Below are 17,108 nucleotides of genomic sequence, written 5' to 3'. Positions count from 1 at the left end.
CCAATGAATAGAATTTTCAACACGAGTTACCCACTCTAAAAAAACATGTGAGTAAAAATGGATAAAAGCGAATATATCAGCAACTTTGACAGTTTAATTCTAAATCCGGGGACTAGAAAGATATATGGTCAACAAGAGTTTTTCAATGTAGGTTATTGGCTCTCGGATACTCAAAATCAGCAGTCAGCCTGTTTTAACCTGATGGAAAAGCTTTTGGAATTTATTCCAGAAAAGAAGGGAAGTATCCTGGATGTGGGTTGCGGTTTAGGAGCAACTACTGGTTATCTATTCAAATATTACTCGCCTACTGATGTTGTGGGCATTAATATTTCGCCCCAACAAATTGAAAGAAGTACAGTTAACACCCCAGAGTGCAAATTTATTTGCATGGATGCTGTACAGATGGAATTTAAGGATAATTCATTTGATAACATCATCTGTGTTGAAGCAGCCTTCTACTTTAATAACAGGGAGAAGTTTCTCAAAGAGGCTTGGCGAGTATTGAAGCCAGGAGGCCATCTCATCCTCTCTGATATCATCTTTGAAAATATACAGTATTTCGGTGATTGGATTGTTCCACAGGAAAATATCATCAAAGATAAAGATATTGAGGAGTATAAAAATCTTTATCAACAAGCAGGATTCCAACTCTTAAAATTTGTGGACGCAACAGATGAGTGCTGGCTAACACATTACCGACATCTAAAATCTTGGTTGGCAGAGGAATTTCAAGCCAAAGATATAGATGAAGAAAGCTATCAGGCAAATGTGAGTGCGATAGATGGTTTGTTAAATACTTCATCTATAGGTTATTTATTAGTTTCAGCAAAGAAGCCAATGAATAGTGCTGGTGCTGAGTGCTGAGTTGGGTAACAGTTATTTTATATAAGAATCAGCTTTGATTTCTGAAATTATTTGCGTACACAATAGGTAGAAAATAGGAAATAGGGAATAAGAAACAAGCCTTTTCAAATTGTACTGAATTTTTTCAAAAATCAAATAGGACTCCTATAGATAAATTTTTTTTGATTGAAAAATAGATTGTATACTTTTTACTTTTATCAGGCGAAACAATGTTTAAGTTGCTATCAGGCAAGAAAGTGGTGATTCTTGGCATCAGTTCAGGGGTCGATCTGGCGATCGCCCAAAAGATGGTAGAAGTAGGGGCAAAAGTTATACTTACCCACTCATCTCAAGAGAAATTAAATGAGGCGATCGCATTAATTTCTGGAGAAATTGAGGGCAAAACTGTTGATGTGTTGCACGAAGATTCAGTTAATGCTTTTTTTGAGCAGATTGGAAACTTCGATCATTTGGTTGTAACGGCTATGGGAGACAGAAATATGCCGCGATCGCTTTTAGCAGAGATGACCACACAAACTGCTCAAGGTGGGATGGATAAATTCTGGGGAACGTTCTTTGCTGTGCGTGCATCGCTGAAAAATATAGCGACTGACGGCTCTATTACCCTAACATCCAGTGTCACTATCTTCAAATCTTCAAAAATGGGGGGGATTTCTGCGATCGCAGCCGCAAATGCTGCCGTTGCCACTTTTGGGCGATCGCTGGCGTTAGAAATTTCACCGATTCGGGTGAATGTAATTGCCCCCGGACTGATAGAAGATATCAGTATTTGGAGCAGTCAAAGCGATTCTGAACGCTCAGACCTAACAAAGTGGGCTGAAGCATCCTTACCTGTCCAGCATCTTGGGCAAGCAGAAGAAGTGGCGCAAGCTGTATTAAGTTTGATCACCAATCCCTACATAACAGGAGTTATTTTGCCTGTGGATGGCGGTGTAACCCTGCTGTAATCATATTGAAGGAGGCAGGAGGAGTAAATCAGTAGAGGATTCGACCACTACTGATTTAGCACCCAATTTATCAATATATAGCAATCCTAAATCATTCGTGAAAAATTAGATCCCCGACTTCTCGAAGAAGTCGGGGATCTGGACATCGCGCATTTTCACAACTCATTTAGGATTGCTATATTAAAGTTTACAATCGACAGTGGCAGCCCGAAGATGTTAAATAGCTAAACCTCATCTATGTTGAAACCTAGAGTTTTTTAAAAGATATATTTATGTAGGTTGGGTGGAGTGAAACGCAACCCAACATTACCACCAAATTTTATGTTGGGTTACGCTATCGCTGCACCCAACCTACAAAACTACGGTTCTCAAGGTAGACGAGGTTTACTTCAGATAAATCAGCAAATTCAATCCCGGAATTGTGCGGGAAAGTGTCCACAAAACTAGGGTGATGTAAATTAAACCGAAACTCCATTGATACCAAGCAAGTGCAGAGATGATACCTGGTAAATGTTCATCTCGTAGACGAATGTCGTTAAATCCTAATTTAACTAGGTTGTTGAGGCTAAAATCATAGTAGTTAAGCCAGTTCCAGCGGCGATCGCACAACAAGGGCATATATCGTTCCCGAAACGTCTGATTCCTTGGTATCACTGGCAAACGCCCAATCAATAATCGTAACTGGCGAAATGTACCGTCTTCTGTGAAGTAAGAAACGTCCATTAAATCGTGATAACGACCTTGTTGATAAAGTCGGATCAATAAAGCCATTGGGACGGGGACAATAATTATTAAAAGACACCCCAACGTCAGCCAAGGTTGTTGAGCATTCCGAAAGATCGCTAGTAAGCTGAAGAATTCTAAAACGCTAAAACTGATTAATATCGAAATGGTTTCGTAGAATGTGGGAATAATTGGTACGGGATGCAGCCGACGATAGCGATCCACCAGCCAAAATAGTAAGCCGAAATAAGCGATCGCTAATCCTCCCACGCCAAAGACTAACCAAAAATTTGTACCATAGCCACTCAACAACAGCAATACACTCAACGCCAACCAACTCCAAGCTTGCAGTAACCAGCCAAGTATAGAAAGGGTTTCGCCAACAATTAAGCGATCGCTTAATTGGGTATATTTTTCTAAATCGATGTCTGTTATGGTGAGCAACTCACTACTGTTGCGAAAGGATTTTAGCAGACGACGCTGGGCGATCGCTTGGGCTTGAGTTGCAGAAAAACCCAGGTTAATCAAACTTGCAACAGAAGCACTATTAATATTTGTAGCTGTCAGACGACGGCCGAACTCTCTTAATCGCAGTCGTTGTTTTGTATATTCCAGTTCATTAGCATCGGCAACTTGCTGTTGCTGACGAAAATTTTGCCCCAAATTCCGCAAGATATTTTGATTACCTTGCAATGTTGGGATACAGAACATCTTACCAATCTGACCGGGATTACCTAAAATTTTCGCTTGGTTAGAGTTAAAAGTTAAACCAGGTACGCTTAAACAAGCCTCTGTAGCAAATATCGCATCACTAAAATCTGCTTGGTTAAGAATGTTCGCACCTTGCAGATTTACCAATTTGTTAAAATCCGCTTCCCGGAAGCTTACAGCTTGCTCAAAAGTCGCTTCTGTTAAAAGGAGGAATTGATTAAAATCTGCTTTAGTAAACTGGGCTTGATTAGCAAAGTACACATCAGAAAAATCAGCATTTCCTTGCCATTGCACACTACTGAATTTAGCCAAAAGTTTAAAAGTTGCTTGGTTAAAGTTAGCAGTTTTTTCAAAAATACTGCCTTGAAAATCAGCAAGTTCCTGAAATTTGATTTTTTTGAAATTAGCTTTTTCAAAAAAAATACTGCTCTGAAAATTACTTGGTTGCCGGAAGTTAGCGCTGGTGAAACTAACGGGACGAGCGAATCTGCTTTCAGTCCAGTTAGTAGGTTGGAGAAAAGTTGCACCTTGGGCATCCACAGACTGAAGAAAAAATGTATTGGAGAACTTCACTTCGCCATTGAAGCGAGTTTGCACCAGTGTCAAAGCACCACGAAAGACATCGATTTCACTGGCTGGGGTTGACTCTGTTCCTAAAAGCGATCGACAATCTTTTGAGTTGGGTAAAGCGATTGCAAGTGACTCTAGACAAACAAAGCGTAAACGTTCTAGTTCTTCTTGTTCGGTAGCAGTGAAAATGGGAGCGTAGACGCCTCGCGGCTTGTCGCCAGACATCGCTTTTACATACAAGGGTGTTCTTAAACCCAAATCGCTGCCCACAAAATCACCCAAAATCAAAGCATAGCTGAGGTCTAAACCTAAAGGTTTTGTACCTAATTCTTTTCGCAATAATTGGTAAAAAGCATCACGAAAGCTGGCGTTTTCTGGACGTAAATCAATCACCATCTTCTGCAAATCGACAGTCAAATTGCCTTCGCGGAGTGTGGGTGTACGCAGTCGTTCTTGTAATAATTCCAGAGTTAAGGGTGTGCGTTCTGGCTGCGTTTGTGCTGCCCAAGCAGGTAGGGGGAGGAAGAGGAGAAGAATTAAAAAAACGCAAATAAACGCAAAGGAGTGCAGAGAAACCCCTCTGCATACCTTTGCGTTTAACCTCTGTGTGCCTCTGCGTTTAAAAAATAATTTATGCAAATTGTTGGATCATTCGTCGCTAATCAGCAGAACAATTTTACCCGCCACAGACCCGCTTTCAATTAATTGGTGCGCTTTAGCCGCTTCTTTCAAAGGAAACTTGTGACTAACATGGATTTTTAACTTGCCTTCATCAATCCAAGTGGCAGATTGTTCGAGAATTTCTGCATGGTGCTGGAGAATTTCCTCCAATCCTAGCAACGCTGGTGTCAACATTAATTCTAAACCAATGCGGAGATTGCGTAGCCTAGCAGTTTTCCAAACAGTATTGGCATCTGGTTCGAGAATCGTCACAATATCGCCATAGACTCGCACTGCGGGGAAGCTTTTGTGAAAGGTTTCGCCGCCGATGGTATCAAAAGCCAAGTCTACGCCTTCGCCGCCAGTCCAATCTAATACCGCTTGCACAAAGTCTGTTTGTTTGTAAAAAATTACATGGTCAGCACCCAATTCTTTGACGAAATTAGCTTTTTCCTCAGAACTGACTGTGGTAGAAACAGTAGCACCTTTGAGTTTAGCCAATTGAATTGCTACATGACCGACACCACCAGCCCCCGCATGAATCAAAACCCGTTCCCCAGGTTCCAATCGTCCCCGTTCATATAAAGCTTCCCAGGCAGTTATTAATACCAAAGGCGCTGCGGCTGCTTCAGCAAAGGAAATAGACGCGGGTTTACGTGCCACAAACCGCTCATCCACAACGGTGTATTCAGCATAATTGCCTTGGTGTGCGCCCAAACCACCATAGCAAAAATATACCTCATCACCTGGACGAAAACGCTGAACACCAGCACCCACCGCTTCGACAATACCCGCACCATCACATCCTAAAATTGTCGGCGTGCGATCGGGGTAGAAAGTGCCTCGACTACGAAGTTTAGTGTCAATGGGGTTAATTCCAGCCGCTACCAAACGCACTAAAAGTTCAGTATTACCTACAGGAACAGCAGGGTTTGGCACTTCCTGTAATTGCAGAACTTCGGGACTGCCAGCTGCCGTCATCAAGACTGCTTTCACAACTCTTTCCTCCTGGCTTTAGATGCACGTTCTTATGCAACTTTACCGCAAGAGGGTAGATACAGAGCTATTTCTGAGGCAAAACTGCAATGTCTGGTGACAAGCGCGATACGCCTACGCATCTCAAAGGTATATATAGAAAAATTAACTTAATATTTTTTTGCAATTTGAAATAAAACTCAATATTCCGAAATATAGCTATAATAAAAACATCCAGCGACAACGCTACTCGTTGCGAGGCAACCAATATGGATGCCAATGAAGTTTTAGACCGATATGCTCAGGCAGATTTGAAAAAAATCAGCCTAATGGCTAATCTAAGAGGGGTAAAAATACCTGATATCAGAATTTAGTTAACAGATAACAAGAATCCCCTGATCAAATCAATAAAACAATAGAGAAAACATCATGAAAACCGATTTTGATTTTCCCAATAAAAATTTGCTTGGAGCAGTAGTTTTCAGACCTAGTTTTAACAACTTTGAGAAAATCAATGCCAATCAAGCTTGGTCATTATTTTTCACTGGTGGTCAAGAAGATAAGGTACTAGGACAACAACCTGAATTAGGCAAATTTTTTACATACCTGTTAATCGCTCTTGGAGTAACTGGAACTCTTTGGGCAACCTATTTCAATAACTCTCTGTAAACAGGTTAGTTACTAACTAAAAGTCTGAAACGGTGATTAGAGAGGCTCAATCTGGATTCTGGTAATTTAAACATATCAAAAACGCTAGTATCGAGCTTCTCGTTTTCGCCCCCAATTAATGCAGGAGCCAAGAATGAATCAACCTATCGAATTATCATTAGAACAAGAATTTAGTATCCGTTGCTTTGCCGACAAAGTGGAACAGATGTCCCATAAACAAGCTCAAGAGTTTTTGCTTGTGCTGTATGAGCAGATGCTAATTCGGGAAACGACTTTCCAGCAATTGCTCAAACAGGAGTGGAGACTAGATTTAGGCACAGTCTCCGGGGAAACTGTGTAGTAGATTCGTGGCACGAATCTACTACGGCGTAATCCTTGCCAAGTCATTACCAACAAGGAAATTATTCAGACACAGGATGTCATGATCTGAAGATAAATTTCTTCTAACTTCTTCTTGAGATACAAGAGGTTGTTTGAAAAGTTTTGAGCAAATATAATTCGCTACTACACAAGCTAAGTTCACCTGCGTGGACTAGCAGAAAATCGAGTTTTATAACCCGCGTAGGCGGGTTTTGTATGTGTAGCCGCGACTTCTAGTCGCAGAGGCAAGTAATAATTTAGACTTTTCAACTGGTCGCCGCTCCGGTTACTGGGTACCTACGGTGTACACAAGTCTGAAATAGCTCAATTAAGCAAGGTTTTACCCCACCCTAACCCTCCCCTTGCAAAGGGGAGGGAACTAGATTTCTTTTTTCCCCCCTTTGCAAGGGGGGATTAAGGGGGGTAATTCGATTTGTGTGTACTAGGGTAATGGGTACCAGGAATTGTTTTTTAAAATTTGGTGGTGGGTAAGAGCAAGCACCATAATTTTTCGATTTTATACTAATTTGAAAAAAGAATGCGACAAATAGACCATTTGTAGAGACGCGATTCATCGCGTCTTTACTCAAGGATGTGTTGCAATCATTAATTGAATTGGTATTCCACCCAGTCCCTTTTACACAACCTCGCAAATACAAGGGACTGGGAATTAGGCCAGCACCCAGGTATCGCTTGAAGAAAGCGGCTAGATAGTTTTCGGGCACGCTTGTACATCGCACGATTAAATTTACAGTAGGTAAATCTTTTACTCTACCGCAAAATTTTTTTGCAAGAGACATCTTGTAGGATGAGAAATTAAGAGATTAAAAGCAATTAAATAAAAAAATATTGAAGTAAAACTCTCATAACTAGGGGTAATAAGAGAGCCAGAGACATAGTTCTAATCGTTTCCGCCGCAGGGAGATGGTTCAATCATCACGTTTAGGAGAAACCGATGAGAAAGCTGATGAGAATCGTTCTTCTCGCCCTAGCCGGTGTGGTGATGGCACTGGCGTTCACGCTCGCCTCGTTTGCCCAAGACCGACCGACAAAGGCGAAAGTCGTCTACCTTGATCAAGGTTGGTCTCAAGAGGATCGGCTACGCTATTACTACACCTCACAGGGTTCGGCTGCGGTGTCTTACGACATCTTCCTAAACCTTGAGGCGGCGAATAATCAGAGGCTGTTCCGTGCCGACGAAAACCTTGCCAAGTATGGATTCGTCCCCCAACCAGCCGATCCCAAATACAACCCGGACGGACTACCCATAGGCATAACCAATACGGTGGTAGCGGACGGACGATGGAAAGGCAAGTGGGTCGGATTGAGCTGTGCCGCGTGTCATAACGGACAGATCGAACACAAGGGAACCAAGATCAGTATTTCAGGCGGTAACAACACAACACTTGATGTTCATGCCTTCATTGAGGGACTGGATGAAACCCTGGCGGCAACGGCTGCCGATCCGCAAAAGTTCGCTCGGCTAGCAGAGAACCTGGGACAGCGTGATGATGTCGGCAAGGAAGCGTTACGCAAGCGCCTGAAAGAGGAAGCGGCGGCAGTTCATGGCTATCGCGGCATCCTTGCGGTAACACCAACCGTTGTTGGCCCGGGACGCATGGATGCACTCCGCCTGATTCACAATCAGGTGCAGTCCCGTTGGCTCGACATTCCGCAAAACTGGGTAGCGCCGATCGCACCAGTCAAGCCGTCTTTCGTCTGGAACATACCGCAGTCAGCCTGGGCGCAGTGGAGTGGCGTCTTGTTTGACCCCATCCTCCGCAATCAGGGTGAATCTCTGGGGGTGTTTGCGAGGATGGACTTAACGTCGGAGACGCCGAAGTTAGGGCTGTTCGACTCCACCGTAGACCTTCAGGGCCAAATTGCCAGCGAGGCTCTCCTACGGAAACTTGCACCACCTCAATGGCCCGAAAGTGTTCTCGGCAAGATCGATCGAGAGAAGGCCGCCAAGGGAGCGCAACTGTTTGTGCAAAACTGCGCCGGATGCCACTCCACCTGGCCGCACCGTTGGAGCGAACCCAAAAAGCAAGGCAAACGATTTATCGAGAATGCGATCGTCTCCGTCGATGTTATCGGAACCGATCCGGGGCAGTTCTCAAGTCCGCAGTTCGAGAACAACCCGACGGTGAAAACTGGACGGATGAGTGAGTATCTGCCGGCGCCGGACACTGGGGCTGCGATCGCTCCACCGCCCGTTGTCTTCCAGGCGATACAACGTGGGATCTTTGACAAGGCGGTAGCCAAGCTCAAACTCAGCGATGAGGAACTCGTCTCGGCACACGGCTATCGGGCTTCTTATCCAGAGCCGTCCGAGCCGATTCCGGCGATCGGCTACAAGGCTAACCCGGCTGAAGGTATGTGGGCCTCACCGCCCTTCTTGCACAATGGCTCAGTGCCGAATCTCTACGAATTGCTGCTTCCAGACAATGAGCGGTCTAAAACGTTCTTCATCGGGCGAGAGTTTGATCCGGTGAAGGTCGGCGTGGACACGTCTGGGAAATCTGGGAAGTTCCTATTTGACACCTCGCTGGTCGGCAATTCCAACGCTGGACATTCGTTTGAGAACAGACCTACCGGGAAAGGGGTTATCGGACGACTGCTGACTGAGGATGAGCGCTGGGCATTGGTCGAGTACATGAAGTCCATCCCGAACCAGTCCCGACAGATTGCTCCATTTGGCGGGCCAAAAGATCCTATTCGTGCTTGGCAAGATAAGACGTTTTTCCACGTCAAAAACCCAGGCACTTACAACGGCGCACCCCAGTTGTCACCGGCTTCAACGACAAAGACTGCTCTAGCCCAAGAATCGATCAACCCAGGCGAAATTGTCACTTTTAGGAGGGATTAATGAGCAAGCTGATAAGAATCGTTCTTCTGGTGCTAGCCAGTGGGGTGATTGCACTGGCGTTGACGCTCCCTTCTTTCTCTAACCAACCTCGACAGATCACTGCATTGGACGGGACGAAAGATCCTATTCGTGCTGGGCAAGATAAGACGTTTTTCCACCTCAAAAACCTAGGTACTGACGACGGCGCATCCAAGGAGATATCGGTGCAAAAGCCAGTCGTCCCTGCTCTAGCCCAAGAATCCATCGAGCCGGGTGAAAAGGATCTCATTGATTCGATCCTCAACGCGTCGCTGGCACGATTGCACACCCAGTTTCCGCCCGGTACTCGGCCAGTCTTGCGCGACGCGCATCCGAAAGCACACGGCTTGGTATATGCCGAATTCATCGTGCTCGATAATCTCCCAAAAGAATTGCGCTACGGCGTGTTCAAGACGCCGCGCACGTTTGATGCCCTGATCCGGTTTTCTGCGGGGAATGTCGAGGTTCAAGAGGACAGAGTACCACAGGCTGCCGGAATGGCAATCAAACTGTTCGGAGTCGAGGGCGAGAAACTGCTTGAATCGCAAAAGGATGCTAAGACGCAAGATTTCGTGATGATCAATTTCCCAACCTTCTTCGTAAGAAACCTCAAGGATTATGAACTCTTGCATCAGCAGATGTTGAAGGGTCAAATTGAGAAGTTTTTTGAGAGCCGACCTACGGAACTCAAGGCGATCATGTCCATGCGATCGCAGCCATTGTTCAATCCCGTCCAGATTCGCTACTGGAGTCAGACGCCATACTTGCTAGGGCCGAATGCAATTAAGTTCTCAGCTGCCCCGATTTCCCGGAGCACTAACCGCCAGCCAAAGACGATGGGGCCAGACTTCCTGAGAGAAGTTATGAAGAAACAGGTCGGATCAGAAGACGTTTATTACGAGTTTGCTGTCCAGATCCAAGCCGATCCAATGACGATGCCTGTAGAAGATCCTCTGGAACTGTGGGACGAAATGGTATCTCCCTTTCAAAAGGTCGCGATCATTCGCATCCCGAAGCAAGACATTGACGCTAACGGTAGGGTAGAGATGGCAGAGAACCTCGCGTTCACGCCCTGGCATTCCTTACCCGAACATCGGCCCTTGGGTTCGATGAACCGATCGCGACTGCTCATCTACGAGAAGGTGTCTGAGTTTCGCCGCAAGATGAACAATGTGCCTCGCAAAGAGCCGAATCAGATCCCCATAGAGAACAACAAGCATACTAGAAAAAATTCACGGTAATTTTCTGATCTCTGGACAAGAAATTCACCGCTTGGGTTTATACAGTGTCAGGCATGGAAAACCACTAAAGGTTGTGTTTCACTGTAAATTAAATTATTTCTGAAAAGGAAAAAGCCGTGAAACATAGTGTTTGTTTCACGGCTTTCCGTGTGGTGTGAGGAGCTTAACTATATATCATGATAAAGTAACAGCCCAAGTACAATACACTCGTAACATTTTTGGTAACAGAATTTTTTTGCGATGACACTCTCAGATGTGAGATTTAATCAAATTACGACTTGCTAAACCAAACAATATTGACCAAGAAAAATGCACGGCGCATTGATATTTCAGAGCAAGGGAATACCGCAACGGGCAAGCTATATGCGTGGGGTAATAATTATGAATTATTTATTTTAAATTAAATTATAGTCATAGGAAGTTCAAGGTTGCCCAATGAAGATTACATTTGCCAAAACTTGTACTTTTGCTAACTCGCGCACGAGACGTTGAGCTTGATGTTTATAAAGTGCTATTGGCAAAACTCTCGGCAAATTATTCATCCATTGCCTAGCAGTAGTAGAACTACATCCTGTAATTAAAAGTATCTCTTCAGCACCATATATAATGGCATTTGTCGTTAGAGCTTTTTCAATCTGCACCTGCCAAAGGCGAGGCAGCATTTCACCCCATTCAATTCGCTGCAAACTACTACTTGTGGCTAAAACAATCAAGCGATCGCCAGCATCAAGCTTAACATCATACCAAGGCATGAAGGAGTAATTGTCTTGCTGATATTTCTGGTAGAGAATCGGCAAAACACTGTATCCATAGGCTATTTCAGATAAAAGCAACCCGTTGAGAGTATCGCCATCTTCAATCTTGTATTCCGTCACCATGACTATTTGCTCATTCAAGTGAAACAAGCTCAGAACATTTTCTCCAAAGGCAGCACAAGCAAAGACTTCTGCCGACAAAGCCGCGCCACACAGAACTTGAGCAATAACAGCTTAATTCTCTCCTAATCCTCACTCTCTACTCCCTTTTCAAGAAAGCAAACTAGCAGAATTTACGTCCAAAAATAACGTCGCTTGGGATTGTTGACGGAGAATAGAAGCCGGACAATCTGTAGTTATAGCTCCTTGCAACATTTCTTTTACCACATTCGCTTTACGTTTTTCTGGAGCAAGGCAGATAATTTTTTTAGCTGAACAAATCGCCGAGATGGTGACAGTAAAAGCATATTGTGGAACAGTTTCTAGATTTGGAAAGTGACCTGTGCTTACTTGTTGCTGACGGTTCACTGTATCCAGTTTCACCAATTTCACACTATAAGGATCTTGAAAATTTGCTACTGCTGGATCGTTAAAAGCCAAATGTCCATTTTCGCCAACACCAAGACAGCATAAGTCAATTGGTTGTGCTTGCAATAATTTGGTGTAGCGATCGCACTCTGCCACTGGTTGCAATGTATCACCTTCTAGATAGTGAAATTCTTTAGGAATAACCCGTTTCTCTACACGTTCTCGCATATAGCGCCGGAAACTGGCTGAATGGTCAGCAGTAATTCCCAAATATTCATCTAGATGGAACAGTATAATCCGTGACCAATCTACGCCACCCAATGCAATTAAAGCATCAAGAAATTTGAGTTGGGAATTACCTGTTGCTAACAATACAGCAGCCGTATCTTGTTCGTTGAGAACCTGCTGTAAATACTTTTGTGCGATTTCGGCAACATCCTGGGCCATTTCGACTTCAGAGTTGTAAATCTGCACCAGTAAATCATCAACGCGAAAAAAGTTTGGATCAGCTAGCATTTGCTTACATGGAAGGTTATCAATTATACGGCAGTTTGCCCGGAGGCTCTACTTATCTGCCCTTACAGTTTTAGGATTTAGCAGATTATTTGTCACTTTTTACCCTGTATTAACCAAGGAACAATCACTAAGGACAAAAAAACAATGTAAACTATTTAAATTAAGTTAACAATTATTTACATTTTACCCAAAAATCATGCTGGCTGCAATTCTCTTTGACCTAGATGGCACTATTGTCAACACTGATCCTATACACTACCTAGCTTGGCAGGAAATGCTGTTAAATTACAGCATAGAAATTGACGAAACATTTTATAAAACCCGAATTAGTGGGGGGCTAAATCCAGAAATTGTTAAGGATATTCTGCCACAATTATCAGCAGCAGAGGGGCAAAAATTTGCCGATGAAAAAGAGGCACTTTTCCGCAAACTCGCCCCAAATCTCAAACCTTTGAATGGATTTTCTGAACTACTAGCTTGGACAGATACACATCAACTAAAACGTGCATTAGTTACTAATGCTCCGAGATTAAATGCAGAATTCATGCTAGATGTTTTGGGAATAAAAGAAGCTTTTCACACAGTTGTTTTAGCGGATGATTGTATTGCAGGTAAACCCGACCCTGCACCCTACCAAGTTGCTTTGAATAAATTGGGAATTACAGCAGAAGAAGCGATCGCTTTAGAAGACTCTCCTTCTGGTATTCGTTCAGCGGTGAGCGCAGATATCCGCACCATTGGCATAGCGTCTACCCATAATCCCCAAGTTTTGCAGGAAATCGGCGCATTTATGGCAATACCAGATTTTACTGATTTGCAGTTGTGGACATTTCTGAATTCACTCATTGAGAAAGATTCAAATGCGATCGCTTCTAATCTTTGAGCGTATTGGGCCCTTTTGAATTGAGGCCACTGAACTTTCGCGGGAAGCTGACGCAACAGTGGGGATCTTAGACCCAGAGCGATCGCAGCAGGAAATAGATAGCGTAATCACAGCAGCGGTTCGTAGAGAGCGTGGAGCAGTTTTCCTCTCTCTTGAACTGCCTCCTGACTTTTTTTGTAAAGTTAGCAATTTTCTTGCTACTATATTCCAAACTATATAAAAATGATTATCATTATATTTATGTCTGTACCAAACATTATTGTCGTTGCTGGTTCATCTGGGGCTGGAAAAACTACCTGGGTTTGCCAACAGATGCGAGATATCGCTGATGTTGACAAGATAATTTATTACAGCCCTGGTACTGGGACTGTTCCCATTGACCAAAACCGCATAGCTACTGAATTTCCTGATTTACAAGTCTTTAGCGATGCTCAACAAGTCGAATTTCTGAACCAAATACCCAAAGCAAACGCCGTTTATATTGAATGGGGGTTTTATCTGGAGTTGGGAGCGATCGCACAATTATTAGAAAATCTTACTTACCGTACCATTGCAGTCTTACCACCTGACCTCAAAGACTCCGAATACCATGCTTGGGCAAAAGAGATTGTACGCGGCGCACCAACCCAAAGCAGCACTGGCGAAACTTTATGGCGGGCAGCAAGCAACGGGCAAGTCATTGACGAAAACAGTTTAGAGGAATTTTGGTACGAAATCACCCACGATGCTTACGGTATCGTAACTCGCGCCAAAGGCATTTTTGACGTGAACGATGGTCGGTCACTTTACTGTGATTTTGTTGCTGGTGTTCCCCAAACGGATTTTCTGGAGTTAGACATACCGCGCTACTTGGAAGGTAGACCTCAGCGTTTCAGTGGACTAGAAGTAGTGGGGGAAAACTTGGATAAAGCAACTTTAAGGCAAACCTTATCAGATTGTTGTTTATCTGATGCTGCGATTTTGCAATACCAACAACAGGTAAAAGAGATTTTATTAGAAGGGGCACAAGTATGAAAATAGCCGTCATTTCATGTATTCATGGCAATTACGAAGCCTTTGATGCTGTATTACTAGATATTGACCAGCAAAAAGCTGAAAAAATCTTTTGTGTTGGCGATTTAGTAGGATATGGGCCGCAACCGAATGCAGTCATAGCTCAAATTCGTTCTTTAGATATTCCCACCTGCGTTGGTTGTTGGGATGAAGATATTGTGGAAGGATTAAACGCTTGTGATTGCAGTTATCCCTCTTTATTGGCAGAAAAAAGAGGAATACAGGCTCATGAGTGGACTAATAAAGAAATTCACCCAGAAAACCGCGAATTCTTAGCCAAGTTACCCTACAGCCTCAAAGAGGGAAATTTAGCTTTTGTTCATGGTAGTCCTCATAGCAACCATGAGTATTTGTTACCTGAACTAGACGCTTTCGTGGCACTAGAGCGAGTACTTTCCACAGAATCAGATGTGCTTTTTTGTGGACATACCCATGTACCTTATGCCCGAACTTTGGATGCTGGTCACATACAAGTTAGTGTTGCCAGAGGAGAAAAAACACAAGAAATCAGCTTTACATCTCCTCTCAAACGGATTGTGAATGTGGGTTCGGTGGGAGAACCACGACATGGACGACCTAATGCTACTTATGTAATTTACGACACAGACACCCAAGAAGTCAAACTACGTGAAGTAGCTTACGACCATCAAAAAACCTGTGTCGCGATTATTGAAAAAGGTTTACCTGCAATTTTTGCTTGGCGTTTAGCGCATGGGTTGGAGTATGCAGAACGGGCGGATGACCCAACTCATGTTTGCACAAGGTAATCTCTCTCCCCTCCTCCTCTGCGCTTTCCTTGGCGTAGCCTTCTCCTTCTCCTATCGGAGACGCTGCGCGAACGGAGACGCTACGCGAACGGCAAGCCGCAAAGCGTCTACCTCTGCGTTAAAAAAAAAGAAATATGAATAAATGGGCAATTTTGAGTGGAATTGAAGCTAACTTAGCAGCTTATGAAGCTGTAATGGCTGATATTAAACGTCAGGGTGATCAGGTAGAAGCTTTGTATATTTTAGGCGATTTAGTAGGCCCAAGACCAGAAGCAGAGAAGTTAGTAGAACGAGTGCTTAACCCACGCCAGGGAGAATTAGAACCCCTGATTTGTAAGGGATGGTGGGAAGAACAGTGTTTTATTCTGCATGGTCTGGGGGCGACTGGGGATGCTCCTGAATTGATCGCAAAATATGGAGGAGAGACAGTAAAGTTGTTATGGGAGTATGTTTCCCATCAGACAGTAGAATGGTTGAGAAACCTCGATTTTGGTTTTTTTGAATTAGATTGTTTGTTAATCCACGGCTCAACGGTAAGTGTGGATGACGAACTGACTCCAGAAACTTCCCCAATCAAAATGCTTGATAGACTGTCGCGGATGCAAGCAAATAACTTATTCTGCGGTCGTTCTGGTTTAACTTTTCAGTATCAACTACAAACTGGTTCTATTACTACTGGACTTACTACTCTCGATAAGCAAGTATCTCCTCAAACTTTTACTGTTACACCGCGTCAAGTTATTGGAGTGGGTAACGTGGGACGCACACCAGGACAAGCGACCTATACTCTCTATAACCCTGGTACAAATCAAGTGGAATTCAAGACTGTGTATTACGGCAATAGTAAAGGATTTCAAAGCCAGCACAATAGAAGTAATTTAACTTCTTGATTTATGTTATCAATGTACATTTAAATTATAGCAGCGATCGCTATAATAAATTTAAAAACTTAATTATTTCGGACAATGAATTACAAGTATATGTATTATGGTTGTTGGTAATTTTCCACAGAAATTGTTTTGAATTTGATATTACTTCTATTGAAATTGGTAAGTCATTTTTACCTTGATAAACTTGAAATCCTACACGTTCTAAAGCACGAGTAGTCCACACGGAGGCGATACCCTCACCTATTAAGTTAATGTCTCCCTTGTGGGATGTATGGAGATTAAATTCACCAGAAAACATATCAAACTCCACACCTTCACTACGGAAGCTATCAGCAAATGCACCACTTAACACCAAATCTTCCGGTACGCCAACGTGTAAAATCCCATTAGCTGTTAATAGCCAAACTTTATCTGCGAGGCGCAAAGCTAAATCTAAATCGTGGGTAGAAAGGAGAATTGCTTGATTCGTTTCCTGTGCTAACTGACGCAACAACTGCATAATTTCCACCCGTCGCGGTAAATCGAGAAATGCTGTTGGCTCATCAAGTAACATCACAATAGGCGACTGAGCCAAAGCACGCGCAATCATAATTTTTTGGCGTTCACCATCACTTAATTCACTAACTTGGCGTTGTGCTAAGTATAATGCTCCTACAGATTTTATTGCCCAAGTTACTATAGCTTCATCTTCGGGTGTCAAATTTCCCCACCAATCAGTGTAAGGATATCGCCCCAGAGTTACCAAGGTGTAGGCTGATAGCATTCCCACATCAACTTTCTCAGTGAGTACCAAACTCAGACATTTGGCTAATTCTTGTGGTGCTAACTTGTAAATATTTTCGCCTAAGAGTCGCACTTCACCTGCGATTGGGGGTTGCATTCCGGCGAGCGATCGCAGTAATGTAGATTTACCCGCACCATTAGGGCCAAGTAAGCAAACCAGTTCCCCAGCTTGCAGAGATACCGAAATATCCGATGCAACACACCGAACAGTTTTTCGGGATGTCTTGTAACCGATAGTCAAGTTATGAGTTGTTAAAATCGAGTTACTCATGAGAAACTTCACCTTAAAAACACTTTGCGTACCTCTGCGCTTACCTTTGCGTACC

Annotated in this window: 16 protein-coding genes; 11 read left to right on the top strand and 5 right to left on the bottom strand. The window is 43.5% G+C overall.

Features of this window, described 5'->3' with window-relative positions; genetic code table 11:
- Positions 1 to 57: 57 nt before the first annotated feature.
- Positions 58 to 864 (top strand): class I SAM-dependent methyltransferase, encoded by an 807-nt coding sequence (locus tag HUN01_RS03115; RefSeq protein WP_181930037.1) that lies wholly within the window; start codon positions 58 to 60, stop codon positions 862 to 864.
- A 209-nt stretch (positions 865 to 1,073) separates the two neighbouring features.
- On the top strand, positions 1,074 to 1,811 hold the full coding sequence (locus tag HUN01_RS03110; protein ID WP_181930036.1) for an SDR family oxidoreductase: 738 nt from the start codon (positions 1,074 to 1,076) through the stop codon (positions 1,809 to 1,811).
- Between the two features lie 384 nt (positions 1,812 to 2,195).
- Here the strand turns inward: HUN01_RS03110 and HUN01_RS03105 are convergent, their stop codons facing one another.
- Together HUN01_RS03105 and HUN01_RS03100 are read right to left on the bottom strand one after the other, a co-directional pair.
- Positions 2,196 to 4,454 (bottom strand): pentapeptide repeat-containing protein, encoded by a 2,259-nt coding sequence (locus tag HUN01_RS03105; protein WP_181930035.1) that lies wholly within the window; start codon positions 4,452 to 4,454, stop codon positions 2,196 to 2,198.
- Positions 4,455 to 4,463: 9 nt separating this feature from the next.
- Entirely contained in the window at positions 4,464 to 5,471 is a 1,008-nt protein-coding gene (locus HUN01_RS03100; RefSeq protein WP_181930034.1) for a zinc-dependent alcohol dehydrogenase family protein, read from the bottom strand.
- Between the two features lie 408 nt (positions 5,472 to 5,879).
- On the opposite strand from HUN01_RS03100, the gene HUN01_RS03095 reads away from it, so the two are divergent.
- The 4 genes from HUN01_RS03095 (at position 5,880) to HUN01_RS03080 (ending at position 10,607) form a co-directional block, all read left to right on the top strand.
- Positions 5,880 to 6,119 carry a hypothetical protein gene (locus tag HUN01_RS03095; RefSeq protein WP_181930033.1) on the top strand — a complete coding sequence of 80 codons (240 nt, stop codon included), beginning with the start codon at positions 5,880 to 5,882 and terminating at the stop codon, positions 6,117 to 6,119.
- Positions 6,120 to 6,252: 133 nt separating this feature from the next.
- A complete protein-coding gene (locus tag HUN01_RS03090; protein WP_181930032.1) occupies positions 6,253 to 6,459 on the top strand; it encodes an NblA/ycf18 family protein in 207 nt (68 codons plus the stop codon).
- Between the two features lie 975 nt (positions 6,460 to 7,434).
- The gene (locus tag HUN01_RS03085; RefSeq protein ID WP_181930031.1) at positions 7,435 to 9,348 is read left to right on the top strand and encodes a di-heme-cytochrome C peroxidase; all 1,914 of its coding nucleotides are present in this window, start codon (positions 7,435 to 7,437) and stop codon (positions 9,346 to 9,348) included.
- Positions 9,348 to 10,607 carry a catalase family protein gene (locus HUN01_RS03080; protein WP_181930030.1) on the top strand — a complete coding sequence of 420 codons (1,260 nt, stop codon included), beginning with the start codon at positions 9,348 to 9,350 and terminating at the stop codon, positions 10,605 to 10,607. The genes HUN01_RS03085 and HUN01_RS03080 overlap by 1 nt, the downstream gene beginning before the upstream one ends.
- A gap of 422 nt (positions 10,608 to 11,029) precedes the next feature.
- Here HUN01_RS03080 and HUN01_RS03075 read toward each other — a convergent pair whose 3' ends face one another.
- Positions 11,030 to 11,563 carry a hypothetical protein gene (locus HUN01_RS03075; protein WP_238845940.1) on the bottom strand — a complete coding sequence of 178 codons (534 nt, stop codon included), beginning with the start codon at positions 11,561 to 11,563 and terminating at the stop codon, positions 11,030 to 11,032.
- Positions 11,564 to 11,632: 69 nt separating this feature from the next.
- The gene (locus tag HUN01_RS03070; RefSeq protein WP_181930029.1) at positions 11,633 to 12,406 is read right to left on the bottom strand and encodes a glucosamine-6-phosphate deaminase; all 774 of its coding nucleotides are present in this window, start codon (positions 12,404 to 12,406) and stop codon (positions 11,633 to 11,635) included.
- A 196-nt stretch (positions 12,407 to 12,602) separates the two neighbouring features.
- On the opposite strand from HUN01_RS03070, the gene HUN01_RS03065 reads away from it, so the two are divergent.
- The 5 genes from HUN01_RS03065 (at position 12,603) to HUN01_RS03045 (ending at position 15,999) form a co-directional block, all read left to right on the top strand.
- On the top strand, positions 12,603 to 13,289 hold the full coding sequence (locus HUN01_RS03065; protein ID WP_181930028.1) for an HAD family hydrolase: 687 nt from the start codon (positions 12,603 to 12,605) through the stop codon (positions 13,287 to 13,289).
- 58 nt (positions 13,290 to 13,347) lie between these two features.
- Positions 13,348 to 13,509 carry a hypothetical protein gene (locus HUN01_RS03060; protein ID WP_181930027.1) on the top strand — a complete coding sequence of 54 codons (162 nt, stop codon included), beginning with the start codon at positions 13,348 to 13,350 and terminating at the stop codon, positions 13,507 to 13,509.
- A gap of 20 nt (positions 13,510 to 13,529) precedes the next feature.
- The gene (locus tag HUN01_RS03055) at positions 13,530 to 14,303 is read left to right on the top strand and encodes a GTP-binding protein (protein WP_181930026.1); all 774 of its coding nucleotides are present in this window, start codon (positions 13,530 to 13,532) and stop codon (positions 14,301 to 14,303) included.
- Positions 14,300 to 15,109 (top strand): metallophosphoesterase family protein, encoded by an 810-nt coding sequence (locus HUN01_RS03050; protein WP_181930025.1) that lies wholly within the window; start codon positions 14,300 to 14,302, stop codon positions 15,107 to 15,109. The genes HUN01_RS03055 and HUN01_RS03050 overlap by 4 nt, the downstream gene beginning before the upstream one ends.
- A gap of 134 nt (positions 15,110 to 15,243) precedes the next feature.
- Positions 15,244 to 15,999, top strand: a complete 756-nt coding sequence (locus tag HUN01_RS03045; protein ID WP_181930024.1) for a metallophosphatase — start codon at positions 15,244 to 15,246, stop codon at positions 15,997 to 15,999.
- A 40-nt stretch (positions 16,000 to 16,039) separates the two neighbouring features.
- On the opposite strand, the gene HUN01_RS03040 is transcribed toward HUN01_RS03045, so the two are convergent.
- Positions 16,040 to 17,053, bottom strand: a complete 1,014-nt coding sequence (locus tag HUN01_RS03040) for an ABC transporter ATP-binding protein (RefSeq protein WP_181930023.1) — start codon at positions 17,051 to 17,053, stop codon at positions 16,040 to 16,042.
- Positions 17,054 to 17,108: the final 55 nt, after the last annotated feature.

Source organism: Nostoc edaphicum CCNP1411, assembly GCF_014023275.1.
GTDB classification, from domain to species: Bacteria; Cyanobacteriota; Cyanobacteriia; order Cyanobacteriales; family Nostocaceae; genus Nostoc; species Nostoc edaphicum_A.
The sequence above is the reverse complement of the archived record's forward strand: the minus strand, read 5'-3'. Positions and strand labels throughout refer to the sequence as shown.